Below are 20,147 nucleotides of genomic sequence, written 5' to 3'. Positions count from 1 at the left end.
TCCTTTTGAAGCTCCGGCTCTTGGGCACCGCCCAGGGGCCGGAGCTTTTTTGCGTTGAGGTAGGGTCAGGGGGCATCGTTGGTTCATTTCGCACAGGAGGCCCCCGGGTGGAGGTCCAGGAGACCCGCGTCCAGACAGACCGGGTCCTCACCATCCCCAACATCCTCAGCATGGCGCGGCTCGTCGGCGTACCCCTCTTCCTGTGGTTGATCCTCAGGCCGGAGTTCGGCGGGCCGCAGAGTGATGGCTGGGCTCTCCTCGTGCTGGCCCTGAGCGGGATCAGTGACTATCTCGACGGCAAGCTCGCCCGGCGCTGGAACCAGATCAGCAGCCTCGGCCGGCTTCTCGACCCCGCCGCCGACCGCCTGTACGTGCTTTCCACCCTGGTCGGCCTCACCTGGCGGGAGATCCTGCCGCTCTGGCTGACCGGCCTCCTGCTGGCCCGTGAACTGGTTCTCCTGGTGATGGTGGGCATCCTCCGCCGGCACGGATATCCGCCGCCGCAGGTGAACTTCCTCGGGAAGGCCGCGACCTTCAACTTGATGTACGCCTTCCCGCTCCTGCTGCTCAGTGACGGAAGTGGTTGGATCGCGTCACTCGCTGCTATTTTCGGATGGGCGTTCGCCGGATGGGGTACAACCCTCTACTGGTGGGCAGGAGTGCTTTACGTGGTACAGGTCCGCCGCTTGGTTCGCGCGGACGCCACGGCCGATTGAGCTCGGTGATTGTCCAGACCTGACGCCTCGATGGCCCGCGGTGGAAAAGTGCGGGACAATCTGGACGGGTGAAGTCGGCTAGACCGTCGTCTCTTGGAGGAGGACGCTTCCGACATGAAGGCCGTCGTGATGGCCGGGGGCGAAGGCACGCGCCTGCGCCCCATGACCTCTAGCATGCCCAAGCCGCTCCTGCCCGTGGCCAACCGCCCGATCATGGAGCACGTGCTACGGCTGCTCAAAAGGCACGGGCTCACCGAGACCGTTGTCACCGTTCAGTTCCTGGCATCGCTCGTCAAGAACTATTTCGGCGACGGCGAAGAACTCGGCATGGAGCTCACGTACGCCAATGAGGAGAAGCCACTCGGTACCGCCGGAAGCGTCAAGAACGCTGAAGAGGCGTTGAAGGACGATGCCTTCCTCGTCATCTCCGGCGATGCCCTGACCGACTTCGACCTCACCGAGCTGATCAATTTCCACAAGGAGAAGGGTGCTCTGGTCACGGTCTGCCTGACCCGTGTGCCCAATCCGCTGGAGTTCGGCATCACCATCGTCGACGAGGAAGGCAAGGTCGAACGCTTCCTGGAGAAGCCGACCTGGGGGCAGGTCTTCTCCGACACGGTGAACACGGGCATCTACGTCATGGAGCCCGAGGTCTTCAACTACGTCGAAGCCGATGTGCCCGTCGACTGGTCCGGTGACGTCTTCCCGCAACTGATGAAGGAAGGCAAGCCGATCTATGGCTATGTCGCCGAGGGCTACTGGGAGGACGTCGGCACGCACGAGAGCTATGTGAAGGCCCAGGCGGACGTCCTCGAAGGCAAGGTCGACGTCGACATCGACGGCTTCGAGATCTCCCCGGGCGTGTGGGTGGCCGAGGGTGCCGAGGTGCATCCCGACGCCGTGCTGCGCGGGCCGCTGTACATCGGTGACTACGCGAAGGTCGAGGCCGGCGCGGAGATCCGGGAGCACACCGTCGTCGGCTCCAACGTCGTCGTGAAGAGCGGTGCCTTCCTGCACAAGGCCGTCGTGCACGACAACGTGTACATCGGGCAGCACAGCAACCTGCGCGGCTGTGTCGTCGGCAAGAACACCGACATCATGCGTGCGGCCCGGATCGAGGACGGCGCGGTCATCGGCGACGAGTGCCTGATCGGTGAGGAATCGATCGTTCAGGGCAATGTCCGTGTCTACCCGTTCAAGACCATCGAGGCCGGTGCCTTCGTCAACACCTCGGTGATCTGGGAGTCCAGGGGGCAGGCCCATCTGTTCGGCGCCCGGGGTGTCTCCGGCATCCTGAACGTGGAGATCACGCCGGAGCTGGCGGTGCGGCTGGCCGGTGCCTACGCGACGACCCTGAAGAAGGGTTCGACCGTCACCACGGCCCGCGACCACTCCCGGGGTGCCCGGGCGCTCAAGCGGGCGGTGATCTCCGCGCTCCAGGCCAGCGCCATCGACGTACGCGACCTGGAGAACGTACCGCTGCCCGTGGCCCGGCAGCAGACCGCGCGCGGCAGCGCCGGCGGCATCATGATCCGGACCTCGCCTGGTGTCCCGGACTCCGTCGACATCATGTTCTTCGACGGACAGGGCGCGGACCTCTCACAGGGCAGCCAGCGCAAGCTGGACCGGGTGTTCGCACGCCAGGAGTACCGGCGGGCGTTCCCTGGTGAGATCGGTGACCTGTACTTCCCGGCCAGCGTCTTCGACTCGTACACCGGATCGCTGCTGCGGAACGTCGACACGACCGGGATAGCCGAGTCGGGCCTCAAGGTGGTCGTGGACGCCTCGAACGGCAGTGCCGGGCTCCTGCTGCCCAGCCTGCTCGGCAAGCTCGGTGTGGACTCGCTGACCATCAATCCGGGTCTGGACGAGTCCCGGCCCACCGAGACGGCCGAGATGCGGCGCAAGGGGCTGGTGCGGCTCGGCGAGATCGTGGCGTCCTCGGGTGCCGCGTTCGGTGTGCGGTTCGACCCCGTCGGCGAGCGGCTGTCGCTCGTGGACGAGAAGGGCCGGATCATCGAGGACGACCGGGCGCTGCTGGTCATGCTGGACCTGGTGGCCGCCGAGCGGCGCAGCGGTCGGGTGGCGCTGCCGGTCACCACGACCCGGATCGCCGAGCAGGTGGCCGCGTACCACGGCACCCAGGTCGAGTGGACGACCACCTCGCCCGACGACCTCACGCGCGTGGGGCGTGAAGAGGGCACCATCTTCGGTGGCGACGGCAAGGGCGGGTTCATCGTGCCGGAGTTCAGCGGTGTGTACGACGGCACGGCCGCCTTCGTACGCCTGATCGGGCTCGTGGCGCGGACGCAGCTCACGCTGAGCCAGATCGACGCCCGGATCCCGCGGGCGCACGTCCTCAAGCGGGACCTGGCCACGCCGTGGGCCGTCAAGGGTCTGGTGATGCGACGGGTGGTCGAGGCGGCAGGCGATCGCTCTGTCGACACGACCGACGGTGTGCGGGTGGTGGAGACCGACGGGCGCTGGGTGATGGTGCTGCCCGACCCGGCCGAGGCGGTCACCCACCTGTGGGCGGAGGGGCCGGACGACGCCTCCGCGCAGGCCCTGCTGGACGAGTGGTCGGCGGTCGTGGACAGCGCCGGCCGGTGACCGTCCGCGGCTGAGAACGGCAAAACCCGCTGCACGCGTGCGTGCCGGACAAGTGTCCCCAAGGGGGCCTGTCCGGCACGCCGGTGGGGCCGTTCGGAGGTACTGCTCGCGACATGCGACGATGTGCGGCATGCCGCAGCAACCCCCCGTTCGGAGCAGCCCCACGCGGCCGCAGCGTCCGGACGCCTCCATGTCGTTGATCACCAACGTCATGGACCACAGCCTCGACGACGGGTACGCCGAGGCCGCCGCCCGGAGGAAGTCCGAGGGCGAGGGCGGCCTGCCGAAGACGCTCCGGGCCAGGCTGGGCCTGGCCGCCGGCCTCGTCCTCGCGGCGCTCGTGGTGACCGTGGGGGCGGCACAGGCCCGTGTGACAGCACCCGTGGTGGCCAAGGAGCGCCAGGAGCTGATCGACCGCATCGACAGCGAGACCGCGGACGCGGACAAGCTCGAAAGCACCGTCGACACTCTGCGCGACGACGTCGGCGCGCGCCAGCGGGCGGCCCTGAAGTCGAGCGGAGGCAGCGCCGAGGCGGACCTGGTGGGACTGCTGTCGGGTGCCACCGCGGTGCACGGTCCCGGTGTCAAGCTCGTCGTGAACGACGCCAAGGAGGCGAGCGGCGGCGGGGACGGTTCCAACCCCCGCGAGACGGCGGGCTTCTCCGACACCGGCCGGGTACGGGACCGCGACATGCAGCGCGTGGTCAACGGGCTGTGGGCCTCGGGGGCCGAGGCGATCTCCGTCAACGGGCAGCGGCTGACCGCCCTGTCCGCGATCAGGGCAGCGGGTGACGCGATACTGGTCGACAACAGGCCGCTGGTGCCGCCGTACACGGTGCTGGCGGTGGGGGACGGGGAGAGGTTGAGCACCGGGTTCCAGAACAGCGCCGACGGCCTGTATCTGCATGCCCTGGAGGAGAACTACGGCATCCGCGCCACCATCTCCGCGGAGGGTGACATCCGGTTGCCCGCCGCACCCAGTGTGATCGTACGCACAGCACAGCCGAAGTCAGAGAAAACCGAGAAGGGCACATCGTGATCGCCGTACTGGGCCTCGTCGTGGGAGTCGTGGCCGGCCTGTTGGTCCGGCCCGAGGTTCCGGCGGTCGTCGAGCCGTATCTGCCGATCGCCGTCGTCGCGGCCTTGGACGCCGTCTTCGGTGGTCTGCGGGCCATGCTCGACGGCATCTTCGACGACAAGGTCTTCGTGGTGTCGTTCCTGTCGAACGTGGTCGTCGCCGCCCTCATCGTGTTCCTCGGCGACAAGTTGGGCGTGGGCGCGCAGCTGTCCACGGGGGTCGTCGTGGTCCTGGGTATCCGTATCTTCTCCAACGCCGCGGCGATCCGGCGGCACGTGTTCCGGGCGTGACACCGATGAGCGAGCAGAACGACACCAACGACGGCAACGGCCGGAACGATCAGCCGGAGAACCGGTTGCGCAGGGAACTGCCGGCGGAAGTGCCCGCGGAAGTGCCCGCGCCCGCGACCGGGGCCGGACGGCCGGCCGAGGGGGAGCCCCAGCAGGCGCTGACGGGCCGGCAGCGGCTGGCCAAGGGGCTGTGGCCGCCGCGCTTCACGCGTGCTCAACTCATCGTGGCTGTGCTGCTGTTCGGCCTGGGCTTCGGCCTGGCCGTGCAGGTGGCGTCCAACAGCGACACCGACAGCGCGCTGCGCGGAGCCCGCCAAGAAGATCTTGTGCGCATCCTCGATGAACTGGATTCGCGTACTCAGCGTCTTCAGGACGAGAAGCAGGGGCTTGAGAAGCAGCGTCAGGAGCTGCAGACCAGCTCCGACCAGGCCGCGGAGGCGCGTCGGCAGACCGCCGAGAAGGAGAGGCAACTCGGCATCCTCGCGGGCACCGTGGCGGCGCAGGGTCCCGGCATCACCATGACGATCGAGGACACGAAGGGGACGGTCCAGGCGGACATGCTGCTCGACGCGATCCAGGAGTTGCGCGCGGCCGGTGCGGAGGCAATCCAGGTCAACGGGGTCCGGGTGGTCGCCGGCACCTACTTCACCGACTCCGGCAGGAGTGTGAGCGTCGACGGGAACAAGATCAACGCCCCCTATCGTTTCAAGGTCATCGGCAAGCCGCAGGACCTTGAGCCCGCGCTGAACATCCCTGGAGGCGTGGTGCAGACTCTGGAGAAGGAGCAGGCCACGGTGACCGTCGAGCGGTCGGACAAGATCGTCGTGGATGCCTTGCGACAGGCGAAGCGGCCTGACTACGCTCGGTCGTCCTCCCAGTGAACCGGCGGTGCATGGGGGCCGTCCGGCAGGGGCATGAGGTTGCGGGGGGTCGGCGCACCGAAGGGGTGGTGCGTGGTGGAAACTGTCTGGTGGATACGGACGTTGTGAGAATGTCCGGCTCGGCCGGTGTAGGCAATCAGGGTTCGTCCTGCCCCACGGGCGGGTCTGTTTCGGTCAAGGGGAATCGCCCGTGAAGTTGTTTGCGAAGTTGTTCGGCAAGAGCGCGCGAGAGGGCAGCGGCAACGCGACCGCTCGTCATCGCGCACAGCCTGACGCGGAGGGCCAGCGCCCGCTGTTCCGGGACCAGGTCGCTGGTCCGGGCGGTGACATTTCGGGAGGTCAGGGCGCGGCGTCTGTTGACCCTGCCCAGTCCGGCGGCATAGGTTTCGGGCAACCGTCAACCTCAGGTACGGGTGGAGGGTTCGCCCCCGGCCCGTACGCGTCCAACGCCCCGGCGGGGCAGCCGCGGCAGGAGGATCCGTCGATGTCGGTCCTGGTATGTACGAGGTGCGGTAACCGGAATGCGGAGAACGCCCGGTTCTGCTCCAACTGCGGGGCGCCGCTGCGTCCCGGGTTGACGCCGGAGCGGGCTTCCGAGACGACGTCCACGATCTCGATCTCGGGTCTGGAGGCCTACGACTCCGAGGCGACCGGCCAGACGCCGCTGCCGATGCTCTCCCCGGAGGCGCAGGCCGCGGTGGACGCGCTGCCGATGGGCTCGGCGCTGCTGGTGGTGCGCCGGGGGCCGAACTCGGGCAGCCGCTTCCTGCTGGACAGCGACCTGACCACGGCCGGCCGTCATCCGCAGAGCGACATCTTCCTGGACGACGTGACCGTCTCGCGGCGCCACGTGGAGTTCCGGCGCTCCCCGGACGGCTCCTTCACGGTGGCCGACGTGGGCAGCCTGAACGGCACGTACGTCAACCGGGAGCGCATCGACCAGGTCGCCCTGTCGAACGGTGACGAGGTGCAGATCGGCAAGTACAGGCTGGTGTTCTACGCGAGCCGGCAGGGCATCTGACCCGCCCCCGGACTGATGTCCGGGGGGACCCCCAGGGAAGGTCCATGCTTCAAACACCGAGCGGCGGTGCCGGAAGCGGTACCGCCGCCAGGGACAGTGGGCTGATGAGCATCGGCACGGTGCTGAACGTGCTGCGCGACGAGTTCCCCGAAGTCACCATCTCCAAGATCCGTTTCCTGGAGTCGGAGGGCCTCATCGAGCCGCAGCGGACCCCGTCGGGGTACCGCAAGTTCAGCGCCGGGGACGTCGAGCGCCTCGGTCACGTCCTGAGGATGCAGCGGGACCACTATCTGCCGCTCAAGGTGATCCGTGAGCATCTGGACGCCATGGAGCGGGGCGAGGCCGTCCCGCTGCCCGTGGTGGGACGTCAGCGCACCGCGGAGGACGCGCCCGCGCGCGTGGAGGCGCCGACGGTGGCCAGGGTCGGCAGGGCCGAGCTGCTGGCCGCCGCGGACATCGACGAGGGCGACCTGAAGGAGTGGGAGTCCTACGGGCTGATCGCGGCGCTGGAGGACGGGGTGTACGACGCCGAGGCCGTCACCGTGGCCTCGCTGATCGCCGAACTGGGCCGGTTCGGGATCGAGCCGCGCCACCTGCGGGTGATGAAGGCCGCCGCCGACCGTGAGGCGGGCCTGGTCGACCAGGTCGTGGCCCCGCTCAGACGCCATCGCAACCCGCAGACCAGGGCACACGCCGAGGCCCGTACGAAGGAGCTGGCGGCCCTGACGGTGAAGCTGCACGCGGCCCTGGTGAAGACCGCTCTCGGCGTGCGGCTGCCCTGATCGGATGGGCCGTGGAGCGGCCGGATCGGGCACCTGTTCCCGGCCCGACTACCCAAACGTCCCGGGCACGGCCTAGGGTTGCTGTGTGAACGAGCTCGATGTCGTAGGTGTCCGGGTCGAAATGCCCTCCAACCAACCGATCGTGCTCCTGCGCGAAGTGGGAGGCGACCGCTACCTCCCCATCTGGATCGGGCCGGGGGAGGCGACGGCGATCGCCTTCGCCCAGCAGGGCATGGCCCCCGCGCGACCGCTGACCCACGACCTGTTCAAGGACGTGCTGGAGGCCGTCGGCCAGGAGCTGACCGAAGTGCGTATCACCGATCTGCGGGAAGGTGTCTTCTACGCGGAGCTGGTGTTCGCCAGCGGGGTCGAGGTCAGCGCCCGCCCCTCCGATGCCATAGCGCTCGCCCTGCGCACCGGGACGCCGATCTACGGCAGTGACACGGTGCTGGACGACGCCGGCATCGCCATCCCGGACGAGCAGGAGGACGAGGTGGAGAAGTTCCGCGAGTTCCTCGACCAGATCTCGCCCGAGGACTTCGGCACCAGCAGCCAGTGAGCCCTGGGACCGGTCCGTCGGTCCCGGTGGTCCACCGGGGCGGACGGCGGCCCCGTGCGGCCCTCGCCCCGGCAATTGCCTCCGGCCAGTGAGAGCGTCCTACGGCCCCTCGCCAGCGCATTCGGCTAGCCTTTCCCCGCGGTGGGACACGGGAAACCACTCCTTGGGTGATTATCACTCGGCGTGCCGAGTGTGGCGATCGTTGACGCACCCCTGGTGACTGCCTACCGTCGAGAAGGCAGGTCAAGGACGGAGGTCGGCGTGAGAACCAGCGGCGACGGTACGGCTGGGGGTGCACCCGGACGCGGTTTCGGGGAGAGCGGTCCGTACCCGCCCCCGAACTCGCGGCCGCGCTCAGGCGGGGGTCATGCCCGTCCCGGCAGCGCGGTGGAGCACGCTCCGCAGCTGCCCACGGCGGTGCCGAACGGCGGAGGGGTGGCGTCCATGGCGTCCGAGGAGATCGGCTACCGCGGGCCCACGGCCTGCGCGGCTGCCGGCATCACCTACCGGCAGCTCGACTACTGGGCCCGCACCGGTCTGGTCGAGCCCAGCGTACGGCCCGCCTACGGGTCGGGCACCCAGCGGCTGTACAGCTTCCGGGACGTGGTCGTCCTGAAGATCGTGAAGCGGTTCCTGGACACCGGGGTGTCGCTGCAGAACATCCGCACGACCGTGCAGCACCTCAGGGAACGCGGTTTCCGCGACCTGGAGCGGATGACCCTGATGAGCGACGGCGCGACCGTGTACGAGTGCACCTCGCCGGACGAGGTCCACGCCCTGCTCCAGGGCGGTCAGGGCATCTTCGGGATCGCCGTCGGCGTGGTGTGGCGGGACGTGGAAAGCGCCCTCTCCCAACTGCACGGCGAGCGCATCGACACCGGTGAGACCCTGGTCGGGCACAACCCCGCGGACGAGCTGGCGCGGCGCCGCAACCGGGCGGTCTGACCGCCGGGTCCGACCGCCCCTCTCCCGTGGGCGCTCCGGTCCTCGCGGCATTGTCAGTGCCGTGGTGCAGCATCGGAGATGTGAGAAACGCGCCCACGATCCTGCATCTCGACATGGATGCCTTCTTCGCCTCGGTGGAGCAGGCGTCCAAGCCGAGCCTGCGCGGGAAAGCGGTGATCGTGGGCGGCCTCGGACCGCGCGGGGTGGTGGCGACCGCGTCGTACGAGGCACGGGTGTTCGGGGTCCACTCGGCGATGCCCATGGCCCAGGCGCGCCGGCTGGCACCCAACGCCGCGTATCTGGTGCCGCGCTTCACTCTGTACCGGGCGATCAGCGAGCAGGTGATGGCGCTGCTGCGGGAGCTGTCACCGCTGGTCGAGCCGCTGAGCCTGGACGAGGCCTTCGTGGACCTGGAGGCCGGGGGAGCGGCCTGGGACGAGGAGTCGGCGCGGCGGGCGGGGGAGAAGCTGCGCGCGGACATCCGGGCGGTCACGGGGCTCACCGGATCGGTGGGGCTCGCCGCCTCCAAGATGCTCGCGAAGATCGCCTCCGAGCAGGCCAAGCCGGACGGCCTGCGGCTGATCGAGCCGGGCACGGAGCGGGCACTGCTGGCGCCGATGCCGGTGCGCACCCTGCCGGGGGTCGGACCGGCCACCGGGGACCATCTGCGCCGGGCCGGGATCACCACGGTGGAGGAGCTGGCGGAGGCCGGCGAGGACGAGCTGGTCCGGCTGCTCGGCAAGGCGCACGGGCACGCGCTGTACGCCATGGCCCTGGCCCGGGACGAGCGGCCCGTGGTGGCCGAGCGGGAGGCCAAGTCGGTGTCGGTCGAGGACACGTACGACGTGGACATCCACGACCGGCTGCGGGTCGGTCTGGAGGTGCAGCGGCTGGCCGACCGGTGTGTGCGGCGGCTGCGCGAGGCCGGGCTGTCCGGGCGGACCATCGTGCTGAAGGTGCGGCGGTACGACTTCTCCACCCTGACCCGCTCCGAGACGCTCAGGGGGCCCACGGACGACCCCGTGGTCATCCGCGAGGCGGCGGCGCGACTGCTGGACTCCGTGGACACGACGGGCGGGGTGCGACTGCTCGGGGTGGGGGTGTCCGGGCTCGCCGACTACACGCAGGAGGACCTGTTCGCGCAGGCGATGCCCGTGCCCGCGGCGGAGGAACCGGAGGGTGCGGTGGAGGCTGTCGTGGAGCGGGCGGAGCCCGTCGAGCGGCAGTGGCGGGCCGGGCAGGATGTGCGGCATGCGGAGTACGGGCACGGATGGGTGCAGGGGAGCGGGCTGGGGCGGGTGACCGTGCGGTTCGAGACGCCGCAGTCCCCTCCCGGGCGGGTACGGACGTTCTTCGCCGACGATCCCGCGCTGGAGCCTGCTGATCCGTTGCCGCTGGTCTCGGACCCCTGCCACCCGCCCATCCGTCTCGGCCTGCCGAGCGGTGACCGTCAGGGGGCGCCGCCCCGGACCCCGGAGAAGGCCGCCGATCAGGCCTCCTCCGATCCGGCCAGCTTGCCGAAGTCGTGGTCCGGGACCTTGGGGGGTGAGGCCACGTCGAGGCCGTAGTGGTGGTAGAGCTGGAGCTCCTGTTCGGGGGAGAGGTGGCGACCCACGCCGAAGTCGGGGGCGTCCTTGATGAGGGCGCGTTCGAAGGGGACGTGCAGGGTGCCGTCGACGAGTTCGCTGGGCTCCAGGGGCACGAAGGCGTCCCGGGAGAACAGGCCGGTGCGTATGGCCGCCCATTCGGGCACGCCGGTCGCGTCGTCCAGGTACACCTCGTCGATGGTGCCGATCTTGGTGCCATTGCGGTCGAACGCCTTGCGGCCGATCAGGTTGCGTGGATCGATGTCGGTCTGCACGGTCCCTCTCCCTCCACGTGGTCGCAACTCATCCGTAAGCACTACAAAAGAGCACATTCAAGGAGGCGGCCACTCGAAGGCCCCGGCGTTGACCTCGCTGGTAGGCTGACAAAGGCTGCTGACCCCGTGCGGGAGAGTCCTCCGACCACCTCGGAGGCGCCGAAGGAGCAAATCCTCCCCGGAATCTCTCAGGCTCACGTACCGCACGGACGAGGTCACTCTGGAAAGCAGGGCGGATGTCGACGGCTTCCACCCTCACCGACGGGGAAAGCCGGTGCCCACGGGCGTCCGGTGAAGCTCTCAGGTCGAGATGACAGAGGGGGAGGCCGTCGGGGTACCCGCGCCGTGGTGCCCCTCGCAGGTCGCGTCAGACCAGGAGGCCTCCGCAATGACCGCCCATCGCATTCCGCTCTCCGAACTCGAAGCGGGCACCCCGTTCGAGCAGCGCCACATCGGGCCCGACCAGGAGGCGCGGGCCAAGATGCTCGCGCAGGTCGGATACGGCTCGCTCGACGAGCTGACCGCCGCCGCGGTCCCGGATGTGATCAAGAACGCCGATGCCCTGGACCTGCCGGGCGCCCGTACCGAGGCCGAGGTGCTCGCCGAGCTGCGCTCGCTCGCCGATCGCAACCAGGTCCTCGGCTCCATGATCGGCCTGGGCTACTACGGCACCTTCACGCCGCCCGTCGTGCTGCGCAACGTCATGGAGAACCCGGCCTGGTACACGGCCTACACGCCGTACCAGCCGGAGATCTCTCAGGGCCGCCTGGAGGCCCTGCTGAACTTCCAGACCATGGTCGCCGAGCTGACCGGCCTGCCCACCTCCGGCGCCTCCCTGCTGGACGAGGGCACCGCCGCTGCCGAGGCCATGGCGCTGTCCCGGCGCATGGGCAGGAACAAGAAGGGCCTGTTCCTGGTCGACGCGGACGCGCTGCCGCAGACCATCGCCGTGATCGAGACCCGCGCCGAGCCGACCGGCGTCGAGGTGGTCGTCGCCGACCTCAGCGACGGCATCCCGGCGGACATCGCCGAGCGCGAGATCAACGGCGTGCTGATCCAGTACCCGGGCGCCTCCGGTGCCGTACGGGACATCAAGCCCGTCATCGACCAGGCGCACGAACTGGGCGCCCTGGTCACGGTCGCCGCCGACCTGCTCGCGCTGACCCTGCTGACCTCGCCGGGCGAGCTCGGGGCGGACATCGCCGTCGGCACGACCCAGCGCTTCGGTGTGCCGATGGGCTTCGGCGGCCCGCACGCCGGCTACATGGCCGTACACGAGAAGTTCGCGCGCAGCCTCCCCGGCCGGCTCGTCGGGGTCTCCGTCGACGTCGACGGCAACAGGGCCTACCGCCTGGCGCTGCAGACCCGTGAGCAGCACATCCGCCGGGAGAAGGCCACCAGCAACATCTGCACCGCGCAGGTGCTGCTCGCCGTGATGGCCGGCATGTACGCCGTCTACCACGGTCCGGAGGGCCTGCAGACCATCGCCCGGCGCACGCACCGGTACGCCACCATCCTCGCCGAGGGCCTGAAGGCCGGTGGGGTGGAGATCGTCCACGGCGCCTACTTCGACACCGTCACCGCGCGCGTGCCCGGCAAGGCCGCCGCGGTCGTCGCCGCCGCCCGCGAGAACGGGGTCAACCTGCGTCTCGTCGACGCCGACCACGTCTCGGCGGCCTGCGACGAGACCACCAACCGGGCCCAGCTGGCCGCCGTCTTCGCCGCCTTCGGGGTCGAGGGCGACATCGAGGCACTGGACGAGACCGCCGAGGACACCCTGCCCGAGGCGCTGCTGCGCACCGACGCCTACCTCACCCACCCGGTCTTCCACCAGCACCGCTCCGAGACCGCGATGCTGCGCTACCTGCGCAAGCTGGCCGACCGCGACTACGCGCTCGACCGCGGCATGATCCCGCTGGGCTCCTGCACCATGAAGCTCAACGCGACCACCGAGATGGAGCCGGTCACCTGGCCCGAGTTCGGGCAGCTGCACCCCTTCGCGCCCGCCGAGCAGGCCCAGGGCTACCTCACGCTCATCCACGAGCTGGAGGACCGCCTCGCCGAGGTCACCGGCTACGACAAGGTCTCCCTCCAGCCGAACGCCGGCTCGCAGGGCGAGCTGGCCGGTCTGCTCGCCGTACGCGGCTACCACCGCGCCAACGGCGACGAGCAGCGGACCGTGTGCCTCATCCCGTCCTCCGCGCACGGCACCAACGCGGCCAGCGCCGTGATGGCCGGCATGAAGGTCGTCGTCGTCAAGACCGCCGAGGACGGCGAGATCGACGTCGAGGACCTGCGCGCCAAGATCGAGCAGTACCGCGACGAGCTGGCGGTGCTGATGATCACCTACCCGTCGACGCACGGTGTGTTCGAGGAGCACGTCGCCGACATCTGCGCCCAGGTGCACGAGGCGGGCGGCCAGGTGTACGTCGACGGCGCCAACCTCAACGCGCTCGTCGGGCTCGCCAAGCCCGGCCACTTCGGCGGTGACGTCTCCCACCTGAACCTGCACAAGACGTTCTGCATCCCGCACGGCGGCGGCGGTCCGGGCGTCGGCCCGGTCGCGGTCCGCTCGCACCTGGCGCCGTACCTGCCGAACCACCCGCTCCAGCCGGAGGCCGGCCCGGAGACGGGCGTGGGCCCGATCTCGGCCGCCCCGTGGGGAAGCGCGGGCATCCTGCCGATCTCGTGGGCGTACGTCCGTCTGATGGGCGGCGAGGGCCTCAAGCGCGCCACGCAGGTCGCAGTGCTCTCCGCCAACTACATCGCCAAGCGCCTGGAGCCGCACTACCCCGTGCTGTACACCGGGCCCGGCGGCCTCGTCGCGCACGAGTGCATCATCGACCTGCGCCCGATCACCAAGGCGACCGGCGTGAGCGTCGACGACGTCGCCAAGCGCCTGATCGACTACGGCTTCCACGCGCCGACCATGTCCTTCCCGGTGGCCGGCACGCTGATGATCGAGCCGACCGAGTCCGAGGACCTCACCGAGCTGGACCGTTTCTGCGATGCGATGATCGCCATCCGCGCGGAGATCGAGAAGGTCGGCTCCGGCGCGTGGCCCGCCGAGGACAACCCGCTGCGGAACGCCCCGCACACCGCCGCCGCGCTCGGCGGTGAGTGGACGCACGCCTACAGCCGCGAGGAGGCCGTCTTCCCGGCCGGTGTCTCGGCCGCCGACAAGTACTGGCCGCCGGTGCGCCGCATCGACCAGGCCTACGGCGACCGCAACCTGGTGTGCTCCTGCCCGCCGCTGGACGCCTACGAGGACTGAGCGAACCGCTGACGAAGGCCCCACCCGGGTTCCGGGCGGGGCCTTCGGGCTTTCCTACGCCGTCGCCAGCGCGACCTCGGTAGCCTTGATCAGGGCGACGACGTCGGAGCCCACGAACAGGCCGAGGTCCCCGGCCGCGTCCTTGGTGATCGCGGCGGTGAGTTCGCCGCCTTCCACGGCGACCCGGACCGTGGCCATGGCCTCGCCGAGCGAGAGACGGATGACCGTGCCGCGTAGCTGGTTGCGGATCGACAGACCCTCGACCCGGTTGGCGGCCAGGGAGACCTCCGTCGCCTTGACCAGGGCGGTCACCGGGGAGCCCGGGGCGAGGCCCAGTTGCTCGACGGCTTCCACGGTGACGGCCGCGGTGAGGTCCTGGCCGCCCGTGAGCCGGACTTTGACAGTCGCCATGACTTCGCCCGGGTGCACCTCGGTGACGGTGCCGGGCAGCTGGTTGCGGATGCTCAGGGTCATGGGCACCCACCGTAGAGCGCCGGTCCGCTCAGGCCGGGTATGCATGGGTCTGCGTCGCTTTGACCGTCGCCCAGACCGGTGCACCCGGGTGCAGGTCCAGCTCGGCGGCGGCGACCGTCGTCAGGTCCGCCGCGAGCGGCAGCTCGCCGGTGAGGTCGGCGCGGATCTGGTCGCCGTGCGTCTCCAGGCCGGCGACCTGGCAACGCCACAGGTTGCGGGCGCTGGCACCGGAGGGCCGGTCCCGGAACAGGGTCACGGCGGAGGGCGGGAAGGCCACGAAGACCGGGCCCGACAGCTCCTCCGTGGTCGTGATCGCGGGCCCCGTGTCGAGCCGTACGGTGTGCCCCGCGGCCTGTCCGCGGTAGAGGTTGAGGCCGACGAGCCGGGCGATGTAGTCCGTGCGCGGATGGCGGGCGATGTGGGCGGGGGTGCCCTCCTGGACGACCCGGCCGTGCTCGACGACCACCAGCCGGTCCGCGAGCACCATGGCGTCCAGCGGGTCGTGGGTGACCAGCACGGACACCGCCTCGAACTCGGCCAGATGGCGGCGGAGCCGGGCGCGGACCTCCAGGCGGGTACGGGCGTCCAGGGCCGCCAGCGGCTCGTCCAGGAGCAGCAGCCGGGGGCGGGTGGCCAGGGCGCGGGCGAGGGCCACGCGCTGGGCCTGGCCACCGGACAGGTTGCGCGGTTTGGCGCCCGCGTGGGCCGACAGGCCCATCCGCTCCAGCCAGGTCGCCGCCAGGGCGCGGGCCTCCGCCTTGCGCACGCCCCGGCAGCGGGGGCCGAACGCGACGTTGTCCAGGGCGGACAGATGGGGGAAGAGCAGGTAGTCCTGGAAGACGACGCCGACCGGGCGGGACTCCGGGGGTGTGTGGGCCAGGGGGGTGCCGTCCAGGTGGAGGTGACCGTCGGTGAGGGGGGTGAGGCCGGCGAGGGCGCGCAGTGCGGTGGTCTTGCCGGCGCCGTTGGGGCCCAGCAGGGCGAGGACGTCGCCTGGAGTTGCTTTGATGGTCACGTCCAGGCGGAAGGCGCCACGGTCGACCACGAGGTGGGCGTCGAGGCCGGGGGGCTGGTGGGGGTGTGTGGTGGCCGGCCGGCCTTCGGCCGGCTTCCGGTTCACACCCTCACCACCCGTGCGGGTCTCGTGGTCCGGTGCGGGTGGCCCCTGCGGGTCGGAAGCGCCGCCGGCGGCTGCGGCCGCGCTCCGTGCGGGGTCGGTGGTGTCGGGGGTCCTGGGGTGGGGTGTCGTCATGAGGGTGTCATCCAGCGGTCCCTGAGGCCCGCCAGTACCGCGATCGACACGGTCAGCAGGACCAGGCTGAGGGAGATGGCGGCCTCGGGGTCGTTCTGCAGGGCCAGGTAGACCGCGAGGGGCATGGTCTGGGTGCGGCCGGGGAAGTTGCCGGCGAAGGTGATCGTCGCGCCGAACTCGCCGAGCGCGCGAGCCCACGCCAGTACCGCGCCGGCCGCGATGCCGGGCGCGATCAGGGGCAGCGTCACCCGGCGGAACGCGGTGAAGCGGGAGGCGCCGAGCGTGGCCGCCGCCTCCTCGTAGCGCGGGTCGGCGGCGCGCAGCGTGCCCTCCACGCTGATCACCAGGAACGGCATCGCGACGAACGCCTCCGCGATCACGACCCCGGTGGTGGTGAACGGCAGGGTGATGCCGAACCAGGTGTCGAGCCACCGGCCGATGACGCCGTTGCGGCCCAGGGCGAGCAGGAGGGCCACACCCCCGACCACCGGCGGCAGCACCAGCGGAAGGGTCACGAGGGCACGTACGAGACCCCGGCCGGGGAACTCCGTACGGGCCAGCAGCCAGGCCAGCGGCACACCGAGGACCAGACTGACGGCGGTCGCCGCGGTGGCGCTCACCAGGGACAGCTGGAGCGCCTGCCACACCTGCGCGCCGGCCAGCTGGTCCGGCAGGCCGCGCCACGGCGCGCGGACGAGCAGCGCGAGCAGCGGCAGCAGCAGGAACGCCAGGGCCAGCACGCCCGGCAGCAGCAGCGGCAACGGCACCCCGCGTCGGCCCCCCGCGCCGGCGCGGCGGCGCCGCGGCCGGCCCGTGCGGGGGCCGGTCGCGGCACCGGGCTTGTCGAGCGAGGTCATGGCTTGAGGAACCCGGCCTCGCTCAGCACCTTCTGGCCCTCGGCGGAGCGTACGAGGGCGATGAACGCCTTGGCGGCCTCGGCGTTCGGCGCGTTCTTCAGCAGCGCGATCGGGTAGTCGTTGACGGCACCGGCCGATTCGGGGAACTCCACGCCCTCCACCTTGTCACCGGCGGCCCGCACATCGGTCTTGTACACCACCGCCGCGTCGGCCTCCTTCAGTTCCACCTTGGTCAGGGCGCCCTTGACGTCCTGCTCGTAGGAGACCGGCGTGAGCTTCAGCCTGCTCGCGTCCAGGGCCTTCTGGGTGGCGGCGCCGCACGGCACGGTCCTGTCGCACAGGACGACTTTCAGACCGGCCTTCGTGAGGTCCTTCAGGGAGGACACCTTGTGCGGGTTGCCCGGTACGGTGGCGATCTCCAGCTGGTTGCGGACGAAGGTGACCGGGGTGCCGGCCGTGTCCTTCGCGTCGGTCACGACGGCCATCGTCCTGGGGCTGGCCGCGGCGAACACGTCCGCCGGGGCACCGCTGGTGATGTTCGCCGCGAGGGTGTCGCTGCCGCCGAAGTTGAAGCTGACCTTCGCGCCCTGATGCTGCTTCTCGAACTCCTTGCCCAGGGCCGTGAAGCTCTCCTTCAGCGAGGCCGCCGCGAACACCGTGACCGTGCCGGAGAGCTTCGGGGACGTCGATGTGCCGGAGAAGTGGGACGAGTCGGTCGATTTCGACGAGTCGGTCGAGTCCGACGAGGAGGAGCAGGCGCTGAGGGCGATCACGGCGGCGGCTCCCGCACCGGCCAGCTGCAGCATCCGCCGGGTCCGGCGCACGGAACGGGTCATCACGGATCTACTCCTCGATTGTGTTCGAACGACTCGGTTCTGTTCGAACGACTGTCGCGCCCGGGCACGGCCGAGTGCCGGCCGTGCGGCGATGATACTGCCGCATCTGCCAGGCGGAGGTCTTCTGTTGCATCGCATGAGCTGGCAGTTGCCGACTTCCAGCTTGCATGTGCGTTCGTACGGAGCGAGTCGGCCCGCGGGGTGACGGTCGTACGGACCCGGTCAGGTCCGGTCGATGTGCACGTTCGTGGACTTCACGCGCGCGGTGGCCTCCATGCCGACCTCCAGGCCGAGTTCCTCCACCGCCTCCCGGGTCAGCAGCGACACGAGCCGGTGCGGGCCCGCCTGGATCTCCACCTGGGCGGCGACATCGCCGAGCTTGATCGCGGTGACGATGCCGGGGAAGGCGTTGCGGGCCGAGGTGTACGAGGCGTCCTCCTCGGCGGCGCCCGCCTTGGCCAGTTCGACCGAGAACGCGGCGAGGTCTCTGCCGTCGATGAGCCGCCGCCCGGACTCGTCGCGGTGCGTGGCCACCCGGCCGGCGTCGGCCCAGCGGCGGGCGGTGTCCGGGCTGACGCCGAGCAGCCGCGCGGCCTGACCGATCGTGTAGGACTGCATGCCGGTCACGATAGGGCCAGGCCCCCGGGAACCGTGGGCGCGGGTCGGCCGTCGGGGGTGCCGCGATCGCGTCCTGTCGTGCCCCGGTCCCGGTTTCCGCCCGCGCGGCCCGGCTCAGCCCGTGTGCACCCGCGGGCGGCGTTCCCGGTCCGGTTCCGCCTCGCGCAGTACCTCGCGGGTGACCGGGGCGACCTCGCCCTGGCCGAAGAGGAAGAAGCGGAGGAAGTTGGCGAACGGACTGCCCTCGGTCCACTCGAAGTAGATGTGCGGGGTGCAGCCGGTGACGTCTCGGACGTGCAGCAGCAGTGCCGCGAGGGCGTTCGGGATCGAGGCGGACTCCAGCGTCAGCACCCGGTAGCGGCCGTGCAGCACCTCGCCGCGGACGGTGAGGCCCGCCTCGAACTCGGACGGGTCGGTGACCGTGACCTCGACGAAGACGAAGTCCTCCTGCTCGGGCATGTCGTTGTCGGCGCGGATCTGCTCGATCTTGTCGCGGTACTCGGCCTTGTCCCGGCGGTCCGGCTCATTGGCGATGAACCGCATCTTGCGGCTGGCCATGTCCCGTATGAACCGTTCCGCCATGGGGTCGAGCGACACGCTGGTGACGCGCAGCTCGAAGGCCCGGGCGAGCCGGGACAGCAGGGAGACCAGCACGATGCCCGCGATGAAGCAGGCACCGATCTTCACACCGTCAGGGCGCTCGATGACGTTCACGACGGTCGTGTAGAGGAACACCACCGAGATCACCGCGAACGTCAGGGTCCAGCCGTGCTGTCCCGCCTTGCGCGCGGCGATGGTAACGGCGATCGCGGCCGAGCTGATCAGCACCAGCACGCCGGTGGCGTAGGCGCCGCCCTGCTTGTCGACGTTGGCGTCGAAGATCCAGGTCACCAGGAAGGCGACGAGGGTGAAGACGATGACCATCGGCCGCACCGCCCGCGCCCAGTGCGGAGCCATGCCGTAGCGGGGCAGATAGCGCGGCATCAGGTTGAGCAGGCCGGCCATGGCGGAGGCGCCCGCGAACCACAGGATGGCGATCGTCGACACGTCGTACACCGTGCCGAAGGCGTTGCCGAGGTACTCGTGCGCCAGGTAGGCGAGCGCGCGGCCGTTGGCCTGGCCGCCCGTCTTGAACTCCTTCTCCGGGATCAGCAGCGTGGTGATGAAGCTGGTGGCGATCAGGAAGCAGCTCATGATCAGCGCGGCGGTGGTCAGCAGCTTCTTGGTGTCCCGGATCCGGCCCGCGGGCCGCTCTTCGGTGTCGTCGGCGTCGCCCCTCACATGCGGCATGACGGCGACACCGGTCTCGAAGCCGGACAGGCCGAGGGCGAGCTTCGGGAAGACGATCAGTGCCACGCCGATCATCAGGATGACGTTCCCGTGCTGCGCGGTCAGCGCGGTGCTCCAGTCGGTGATCACGTGCCCGGCGGTGATGACGTGCCACAGGCCGCTGATGACGACGACTACGTTGAGCCCGAGGTACACGCCCACCAGGGCGACCGCGACTCCGATCGCCTCCAGGAAGCCCTTGAGGAAGACCGCGCCGAGCAGAGCCACCAGCAGGAGGGTGATCAGCATCTGCTTGCCCTGCAGGGCCTCCGTCAGATGCGGGTTCTCCACCAGGTGGGTGGAGGCGTCGGCGGCGGACAGCGTGATGGTGATGAGGAAGTCCGTCGCCGCGAAGCCCAGCAGCGTGAGCACGAACAGCTTGCCCTGCCAGAACGACAGCAGCCGCTCCAGCATCGCGATCGAGCCCTCGCCGCGCGGGCTCTCCTCCGCGACCCGGCGGTAGACCGGCAGCGCTCCGGCCAGCGTCACGATGACGAGCACGATGGTCGCGACCGGCGAGAGCAGACCGGCGGCCAGGGCGGCGATGCCGGGCTGGTAGCCGAGGGTGGAGAAGTAGTCGACACCGGTCAGGCACATCACCCGCCACCAGCGCTGTCCCTGGTGCGGGGGCTCCGGCGCGGCGTGGGGTCCGGTGTGGCCACCGCCCTTGCCCATGTCGGACAGGCCCTCCAGCATCCACGCCCGCAGGCGGTTGGTACTGGGAGGGCGCTCGGTCGTGACCATCGGCGTGCTCCTGGTGTGCG

General features: G+C 70.3%; 18 protein-coding genes and 1 riboswitch. Of the genes, 11 read left to right on the top strand and 7 right to left on the bottom strand.

Annotated elements, in window-relative coordinates:
* Positions 1–107 precede the first annotated feature (107 nt).
* The 10 genes from C3492_RS37545 (at position 108) to C3492_RS37500 (ending at position 10,450) form a co-directional block, all read left to right on the top strand.
* Positions 108–716, top strand: a complete 609-nt coding sequence (locus C3492_RS37545) for a CDP-alcohol phosphatidyltransferase family protein (protein WP_103817084.1) — start codon at positions 108–110, stop codon at positions 714–716.
* 114 nt (positions 717–830) lie between these two features.
* Complete coding sequence (locus C3492_RS37540) at positions 831–3,326, top strand: mannose-1-phosphate guanyltransferase (RefSeq protein WP_103817083.1); 2,496 nt, start codon at positions 831–833, stop codon at positions 3,324–3,326.
* 121 nt (positions 3,327–3,447) lie between these two features.
* On the top strand, positions 3,448–4,365 hold the full coding sequence (locus C3492_RS37535) for a DUF881 domain-containing protein (protein WP_103817082.1): 918 nt from the start codon (positions 3,448–3,450) through the stop codon (positions 4,363–4,365).
* Complete coding sequence (locus tag C3492_RS37530) at positions 4,362–4,694, top strand: small basic family protein (protein ID WP_003988855.1); 333 nt, start codon at positions 4,362–4,364, stop codon at positions 4,692–4,694. Before C3492_RS37535 ends, C3492_RS37530 begins: the two co-directional genes overlap by 4 nt.
* A gap of 5 nt (positions 4,695–4,699) precedes the next feature.
* Positions 4,700–5,575 carry a DUF881 domain-containing protein gene (locus tag C3492_RS37525; protein ID WP_103817081.1) on the top strand — a complete coding sequence of 292 codons (876 nt, stop codon included), beginning with the start codon at positions 4,700–4,702 and terminating at the stop codon, positions 5,573–5,575.
* Between the two features lie 190 nt (positions 5,576–5,765).
* Positions 5,766–6,596 carry an FHA domain-containing protein gene (locus C3492_RS37520; RefSeq protein ID WP_181140753.1) on the top strand — a complete coding sequence of 277 codons (831 nt, stop codon included), beginning with the start codon at positions 5,766–5,768 and terminating at the stop codon, positions 6,594–6,596.
* A 44-nt stretch (positions 6,597–6,640) separates the two neighbouring features.
* Positions 6,641–7,378 (top strand): MerR family transcriptional regulator, encoded by a 738-nt coding sequence (locus C3492_RS37515; protein ID WP_103817079.1) that lies wholly within the window; start codon positions 6,641–6,643, stop codon positions 7,376–7,378.
* A gap of 85 nt (positions 7,379–7,463) precedes the next feature.
* Positions 7,464–7,937: a bifunctional nuclease family protein gene (locus C3492_RS37510; protein ID WP_026253112.1), complete on the top strand. Its 474-nt coding sequence runs from the start codon at positions 7,464–7,466 to the stop codon at positions 7,935–7,937.
* Positions 7,938–8,198: 261 nt separating this feature from the next.
* Positions 8,199–8,882 (top strand): MerR family transcriptional regulator, encoded by a 684-nt coding sequence (locus tag C3492_RS37505; protein WP_103817078.1) that lies wholly within the window; start codon positions 8,199–8,201, stop codon positions 8,880–8,882.
* Positions 8,883–8,962: 80 nt separating this feature from the next.
* Positions 8,963–10,450 carry a DNA polymerase IV gene (locus tag C3492_RS37500; RefSeq protein WP_103817077.1) on the top strand — a complete coding sequence of 496 codons (1,488 nt, stop codon included), beginning with the start codon at positions 8,963–8,965 and terminating at the stop codon, positions 10,448–10,450.
* Here the strand turns inward: C3492_RS37500 and C3492_RS37495 are convergent.
* Complete coding sequence (locus tag C3492_RS37495) at positions 10,372–10,743, bottom strand: PRC-barrel domain-containing protein (protein WP_103817076.1); 372 nt, start codon at positions 10,741–10,743, stop codon at positions 10,372–10,374. The two genes, C3492_RS37500 and C3492_RS37495, sit on opposite strands and share 79 nt — an antisense overlap.
* A 119-nt stretch (positions 10,744–10,862) precedes the next feature.
* A riboswitch (glycine riboswitch) is annotated at positions 10,863–10,957 on the top strand.
* 174 nt (positions 10,958–11,131) lie between these two features.
* Between C3492_RS37495 and gcvP the strand changes: the two genes are divergently transcribed.
* Complete coding sequence (gcvP, locus tag C3492_RS37490) at positions 11,132–14,017, top strand: aminomethyl-transferring glycine dehydrogenase (protein WP_103817075.1); 2,886 nt, start codon at positions 11,132–11,134, stop codon at positions 14,015–14,017.
* 54 nt (positions 14,018–14,071) lie between these two features.
* On the opposite strand, the gene C3492_RS37485 is transcribed toward gcvP, so the two are convergent.
* The 6 genes from C3492_RS37485 to C3492_RS37460 all read right to left on the bottom strand — a co-directional run bounded on the left by C3492_RS37485 (position 14,072) and on the right by C3492_RS37460 (position 20,127).
* Positions 14,072–14,491 carry a molybdopterin-binding protein gene (locus C3492_RS37485; RefSeq protein WP_103817074.1) on the bottom strand — a complete coding sequence of 140 codons (420 nt, stop codon included), beginning with the start codon at positions 14,489–14,491 and terminating at the stop codon, positions 14,072–14,074.
* Between the two features lie 28 nt (positions 14,492–14,519).
* Positions 14,520–15,743, bottom strand: coding sequence for an ABC transporter ATP-binding protein (locus tag C3492_RS37480; RefSeq protein WP_258056139.1), 1,224 nt, complete (start codon positions 15,741–15,743; stop codon positions 14,520–14,522).
* Complete coding sequence (gene modB / locus C3492_RS37475; RefSeq protein ID WP_103817073.1) at positions 15,740–16,600, bottom strand: molybdate ABC transporter permease subunit; 861 nt, start codon at positions 16,598–16,600, stop codon at positions 15,740–15,742. The genes C3492_RS37480 and modB overlap by 4 nt, the downstream gene beginning before the upstream one ends.
* The gene (modA, locus tag C3492_RS37470; RefSeq protein WP_103817072.1) at positions 16,597–17,436 is read right to left on the bottom strand and encodes a molybdate ABC transporter substrate-binding protein; all 840 of its coding nucleotides are present in this window, start codon (positions 17,434–17,436) and stop codon (positions 16,597–16,599) included. Before modA ends, modB begins: the two co-directional genes overlap by 4 nt.
* A gap of 222 nt (positions 17,437–17,658) precedes the next feature.
* Positions 17,659–18,054, bottom strand: coding sequence for a molybdopterin-binding protein (locus C3492_RS37465; RefSeq protein ID WP_103817071.1), 396 nt, complete (start codon positions 18,052–18,054; stop codon positions 17,659–17,661).
* A 114-nt stretch (positions 18,055–18,168) separates the two neighbouring features.
* Positions 18,169–20,127 (bottom strand): APC family permease, encoded by a 1,959-nt coding sequence (locus C3492_RS37460; protein ID WP_103817070.1) that lies wholly within the window; start codon positions 20,125–20,127, stop codon positions 18,169–18,171.
* Between the last annotated feature and the right edge of the window lie 20 nt (positions 20,128–20,147).

Origin of the sequence: Streptomyces sp. Ru62 (assembly GCF_002920615.1) — a bacterium.
Taxonomy (GTDB): Bacteria; Actinomycetota; Actinomycetes; order Streptomycetales; family Streptomycetaceae; genus Streptomyces.
This window is presented reverse-complemented; position numbering and strand designations above follow the sequence as displayed.

Excerpts from the sequence above, each read along its gene's own strand:
- C3492_RS37540 (WP_103817083.1), top strand. The coding sequence starts at position 831 with ATGAAGGCCGTCGTGATGGCCGGGGGCGAAGGCACGCGCCTGCGCCCC.
- C3492_RS37535 (WP_103817082.1), top strand. The coding sequence starts at position 3,448 with ATGTGCGGCATGCCGCAGCAACCCCCCGTTCGGAGCAGCCCCACGCGG.
- C3492_RS37525 (WP_103817081.1), top strand. The coding sequence starts at position 4,700 with ATGAGCGAGCAGAACGACACCAACGACGGCAACGGCCGGAACGATCAG.
- C3492_RS37515 (WP_103817079.1), top strand. The coding sequence starts at position 6,641 with ATGCTTCAAACACCGAGCGGCGGTGCCGGAAGCGGTACCGCCGCCAGG.
- gcvP (WP_103817075.1), top strand. The coding sequence starts at position 11,132 with ATGACCGCCCATCGCATTCCGCTCTCCGAACTCGAAGCGGGCACCCCG.
- C3492_RS37485 (WP_103817074.1), bottom strand. The coding sequence starts at position 14,491 with ATGACCCTGAGCATCCGCAACCAGCTGCCCGGCACCGTCACCGAGGTG.
- C3492_RS37480 (WP_258056139.1), bottom strand. The coding sequence starts at position 15,743 with ATGACGACACCCCACCCCAGGACCCCCGACACCACCGACCCCGCACGG.
- modB (WP_103817073.1), bottom strand. The coding sequence starts at position 16,600 with ATGACCTCGCTCGACAAGCCCGGTGCCGCGACCGGCCCCCGCACGGGC.
- modA (WP_103817072.1), bottom strand. The coding sequence starts at position 17,436 with ATGACCCGTTCCGTGCGCCGGACCCGGCGGATGCTGCAGCTGGCCGGT.
- C3492_RS37465 (WP_103817071.1), bottom strand. The coding sequence starts at position 18,054 with ATGCAGTCCTACACGATCGGTCAGGCCGCGCGGCTGCTCGGCGTCAGC.
- C3492_RS37460 (WP_103817070.1), bottom strand. The coding sequence starts at position 20,127 with ATGGTCACGACCGAGCGCCCTCCCAGTACCAACCGCCTGCGGGCGTGG.